General features: G+C 49.4%; 4 protein-coding genes. 3 read left to right on the top strand and 1 reads right to left on the bottom strand.

Going from position 1 to position 2,108, the window contains the following annotated elements; genetic code table 11:
• From JX312_RS12705 to JX312_RS12695, 3 genes are all read left to right on the top strand, one after another.
• Positions 1–468 (top strand): zinc ribbon domain-containing protein (locus JX312_RS12705; protein ID WP_239653921.1); only part of this gene is annotated, 468 nt, incomplete at its 5' end.
• 8 nt (positions 469–476) lie between these two features.
• A complete protein-coding gene (locus JX312_RS12700; protein WP_123403558.1) occupies positions 477–809 on the top strand; it encodes a 6-carboxytetrahydropterin synthase in 333 nt (110 codons plus the stop codon).
• Entirely contained in the window at positions 796–1,395 is a 600-nt protein-coding gene (locus JX312_RS12695) for a 7-carboxy-7-deazaguanine synthase QueE (protein WP_124029907.1), read from the top strand. Before JX312_RS12700 ends, JX312_RS12695 begins: the two co-directional genes overlap by 14 nt.
• A 66-nt stretch (positions 1,396–1,461) precedes the next feature.
• Here the strand turns inward: JX312_RS12695 and queC are convergent, their stop codons facing one another.
• Positions 1,462–2,100 carry a 7-cyano-7-deazaguanine synthase QueC gene (queC, locus tag JX312_RS12690; RefSeq protein WP_123403562.1) on the bottom strand — a complete coding sequence of 213 codons (639 nt, stop codon included), beginning with the start codon at positions 2,098–2,100 and terminating at the stop codon, positions 1,462–1,464.
• Positions 2,101–2,108: the final 8 nt, after the last annotated feature.

Genomic DNA, 2,108 nt, shown 5'->3' with positions numbered 1-2,108 from the left:
GAGCTTGCAGAAAAGAACATTCGCGATGCCAACAGCAGAATCGAGGCAAAGATAGCCGAAATCGAGCACGACAAGGAAGAACTCGCCGACAACGAGCACATCCTTGAGCAGAAGAAAAAGGAACTCGAGGAAATAATATCCGAGACACGTCAGGAAGAAGAGTCGATACGCGAGAAAGCAAAGGCTCTGGAGCCACTTATCGACGACTATACTCTCGCCGCATTCAAGCGTATCCGCAAGAACGCACGCAACGGACTCGGCATCGTATGCGTGCAGCGTAACGCCTGCGGCGGCTGCTTCAACCGCANTCCTCCGCAGCGTCAGCTTGAAATCCGCATGCATAAGAAAGTCATCGTGTGCGAATATTGCGGACGCATCATGATTGACGGTTCTCTCGCCGGCATCGAGGAAGCGCCAAAACCTGAGGTTGCCGAGAAGAAGAAGGGTCGTAAGTCTGCCGATAAATAAACCGTCCGATGTATTATGTAAGAAAACGTCTGGAGGTAAGTGCGGCTCACAGGCTCGACCTGAGCTATGAAAGCAAATGCACCCGTCTTCACGGACACAACTGGATAATCATTGTGGAATGCCGTGCGAAAGAGCTTAACGCAGACGGCATGGTGGCAGACTTTACTCTGATTAAAAACAAGATCATGAACATGCTTGACCACACGGTCATCAATGATGTTCTCCCCTTTAATCCGACAGCGGAGAACATCGCGCGATGGGTGGTCGAGACCATTCCCTCATGCTATCGCTGCGAAGTGCAGGAAAGCGAGGGGAACATGGCGGCTTATGAGGAAGATTAACGAAATATTCTATTCACTCCAGGGAGAGGGACACCATGAAGGGTATCCCTCTGTTTTCGTGCGCTTTTCAGGATGCAATCTGAACTGCTCTTTCTGCGACACCGCCCACACAGAAGGAATATACATGGATGATGACGCAATAATCCGCGCAATCAACCTTTATTCCGCTGACTGGGTAGTGCTGACCGGTGGCGAGCCGGCAATGTGGATAGACGAGGATTTCATCCATCTTCTGAAAAGAGCTACAGGAAAGAAGATAGCAATTGAAACAAACGGCACGCTTCCGGTTCCGGAAGGCATCGACTGGGTCACAGTCAGTCCTAAATCCGGCTTCGAAGGGGCAGGTGAAGCTCCGGTGAGAGTAAGACACGCAAACGAGATAAAGGTTGTGGATCTGGGTCAGGACCTTGATCCTTACTTCGATCTTCCGTGTCGCGGAGAAGACACAATAATGTATCTCCAACCCTGTTATGTTCCCGATGAAGAAGAGTTCCGACAGAACAGGCTCAACACGGTTCGCCGTATACTTGCCGACCCGAAATGGACACTCTCCGTGCAATTGCACAGGTATCTTGACATCCCTTGAAAACATGATGATAATAAAAAAGGAGCCCGAAAGGCTCCTTTTTTATTATCATCATGTTCAATACATTTATTCAATACCTGCATAAGCAAGAGCCTCGGCACGCTCCACGCAAGTGCCGCATTTCCCGCAATGCTCCTCACCGCCTTTATAGCAGGAATAAGTATGGGTATAATCCACTCCGAGTTTCTTGCCTATCACCGCAATCTCACCTTTGGTTATATCGGTATACGGGGCAATGATCGTAACACCGTCATACGTGCCTTCCTTCATTGCAAGAGACATCGCATCCACAAAACCTGCGCGACAGTCCGGATATATTGCATGATCTCCACCATGGTTGGCTATCATAACATGCTTCAGCCCACGGGACTCAGCGAGTCCGCAAGCCACAGAGAGCATGATGCCGTTGCGGAAAGGCACCACGGTAGACTTCATATTATCATCAGCATAATGCCCCTCGGGTATCGCATCAGCACCAGAAAGCAAGGAACTGCTGAAATACTCACCCATAAACGAAAGTGGTATGACGATATGCTCTATCCCCAGAAGTTCACACTGCCAGCGGGCACATTCAATTTCACGCGCATTATGGTTGGAACCATAGTCAAAAGTAACAGCGAGCGCAATCCGCGACTTCCGGTCATGAAGAAGCGTAACCGAATCCATTCCGCCCGACAAAACTATTATTGAATCTTTTTGTTCCATATCAGATG

It is taken from the genome of Barnesiella sp. CU968, assembly GCF_905219685.1.
Classification (GTDB): Bacteria; Bacteroidota; Bacteroidia; order Bacteroidales; family Muribaculaceae; genus Lepagella; species Lepagella muris_A.
The sequence above is the reverse complement of the archived record's forward strand: the minus strand, read 5'-3'. Positions and strand labels throughout refer to the sequence as shown.